Consider the following 2,157-nt stretch of genomic DNA (forward strand, 5'->3'; position numbering starts at 1 on the left):
CTCGCGCGTGTCGGCCGGCACGTTCTTGTCTTGCGATATGGCCCGACTTAGGCCGAGAATAACCGTCAATGGCGTGCGGAACTCGTGTGTGATGTTGGTAAAGAAGTTCTCGCGCAATGCGCTCATCTTCTTTAACAGCAGGTGATTGCGCTTTCGCATGCGGCCCATGTAAATCAAAGTGCCAATCAGCAGGCCCAAAACAACGATAACCAGCGTGCCTGCGTAGAGTATGTTCGTTTTGGCAGTGCGTTCGGATGCCAGTTCTTGGCGCGCCTTGTTCACCTTTTCGCCCTGCATTTGGCGTTCGAGGTTGAGGCTGATGCTTTGTATCCGGTTCACCTTCTCCATGTCTATCACGCTGTCTTGCATGGCACTGGCCAGCACATGGTTGGCCAATGCAGCGCGATAGTCGCCTTGGCGTTCGTAAAGACGGTACAGGTGCGAATACACTTCGGCCAGATGCTCCTTCGATTTTATCTTTTCGGCGATGGCCTTGGCGCGTTGTAGGTTTTCGAAAGCTGTGCTTGTGTTGCCCGTTATGTAGTCGATGCTCACCAGGGCAAGCAGCGGTTGCAGGGCGTGCCATTCGTCTTTCGAGTCGTGTAACTGCTCGTACGCCATTTGATATTCTGCGTATGCCTTGTCGTATTCTTTGGCCTCTTGGTACATTTCACCAAAAGCCGTGTGGCAAAGGGCAATGCCGAGCGTGTTGTTGGCGCGCCGGTTAAACGCCATCGACCGATGGAAGTAGGCCCATGCGCTGTCTTTTTTGCCCAGGTGTTTGGCCACCGAACCCAGGTTGGCGCAGTTGATGGCTTGCCCAACGTCGCTTCCCAGCTGGCGTTCTCCTGCCAAAGCCTTGCGCAAAACGCTGTCGGCGCGTTTGAAGTTGCCCAAGGTCATGTAGATGTTTCCCAGTCCGTTAAGCGATTTCACATAGTTTTTTCTGGCCAGCCAACACGTGTCGCCGCTCTCTTCCGTCAGTCGCAGTGCCTGATAGTGGTAGGTTTGGGCGGCATCCAGCACGCCCAGCCGGCGATAGTTGGTGCCGATATAGTTCAGTGCGAGCACCCATTCGATGGTGTCGCCCATGGCTTCGGCCTGTTGCAAGCCCTTACTATGCACGCGTAACGACTCTTCAAAGCGGCTTTCGTCGCGCAAAGCCTTACCCCATTCGCGCAAGGCCACCACGCTGCCCAGCTTGTTTCCGGCCTTTTCCAGTTGCGCTTGCAGCTTGGCTAAGGCCTCAATGCCTTGCGCTTGAGCCACGATGCTGTCTGCCTTGCGCCGCTCTTGGGGCGTAAAGCAACGATGTCTGCCCGCGCAGGCAGCCAAAAGTAAGAGGGCTGATAGAATTAAAAACGCCTTTCGGGCGTGCAAGGCCATGCGTGCAGATGGCCGCAAAAGGGTAGAAGTGTCCTCCATAAACGATGGGATAAGTAAGCATACCTCTGCCACAAAGCACTTCATTAGAAAGGGGTTTGACGACAATAGGGCGACCGAACGGCAGGTGCGAATGTTCAAAAAATAGTGATAATCTCGCCCTTTTCGGTCGGCGTAGCTTGTGGGTTTTTTGCAAAAATACTGCTTTTTTTAAACAAATGGCGCTTTGTTTTGTTAATAGATGTTCAACGGCAGGCATTCTTTGCCGATAAATTCACATCCTGCAAACGATGTGCATACCGCAAAATTGGGTGATAAAAAACTTGTGTGCGCAACAAAAGTGAAAAACTTTGCCGCCCGTTTAGTCCGTTAAATAAATAATCGTAACTTTGCGTTAGGTTTGGGCTTGCTTGCGAAATTGCTTTCCAAAGGGGCGAAATGCCCTTCCAAAAGGACGAATTTCTGAGTCCAAAAGGGCGGAAACATCAACCCGAAGGGGTGGAAATCTCTGCCCCAAGGCCTCGGTATTCTTCTGCCGAAAGCGGGGCATCTCTCTGCGAAAAGCGGCGAAACAGACCCTGCCTAACACAAAAGCCAACCGCATAGAACAACGAAAAGAACAAAGAAAAACGGCCTTGCACATGCGCTATGTAGACGTTATATTGCCCCGCCCCTTAGAGGGTTACTTCACCTATGCCATCACTGACGAGCTGGCTACAAGGGTGAAACTGGGCGTTCGCGTGCTTGTGCCGTTCGGTTCGTCAAAAACTTGCA

General features: G+C 52.3%; 2 protein-coding genes. One reads left to right on the forward strand and one right to left on the reverse strand.

Annotation, left to right across the window (positions count from 1 at the left end):
- The coding region (locus BN93_RS18735) for a tetratricopeptide repeat protein (RefSeq protein WP_232211184.1) at nucleotides 1–1,470 on the reverse strand (1,470 nt) is incomplete at its 3' end.
- Between the two features lie 554 nt (nucleotides 1,471–2,024).
- Here BN93_RS18735 and BN93_RS19090 point away from each other — a divergent pair.
- A partial coding sequence (locus BN93_RS19090) for a primosomal protein N' family DNA-binding protein (protein WP_198007526.1) occupies nucleotides 2,025–2,157 on the forward strand: 133 nt, incomplete at its 3' end.

Origin of the sequence: Prevotella conceptionensis 9403948 (assembly GCF_000312305.1) — a bacterium.
Lineage (GTDB): Bacteria > Bacteroidota > Bacteroidia > Bacteroidales > Bacteroidaceae > Prevotella > Prevotella conceptionensis.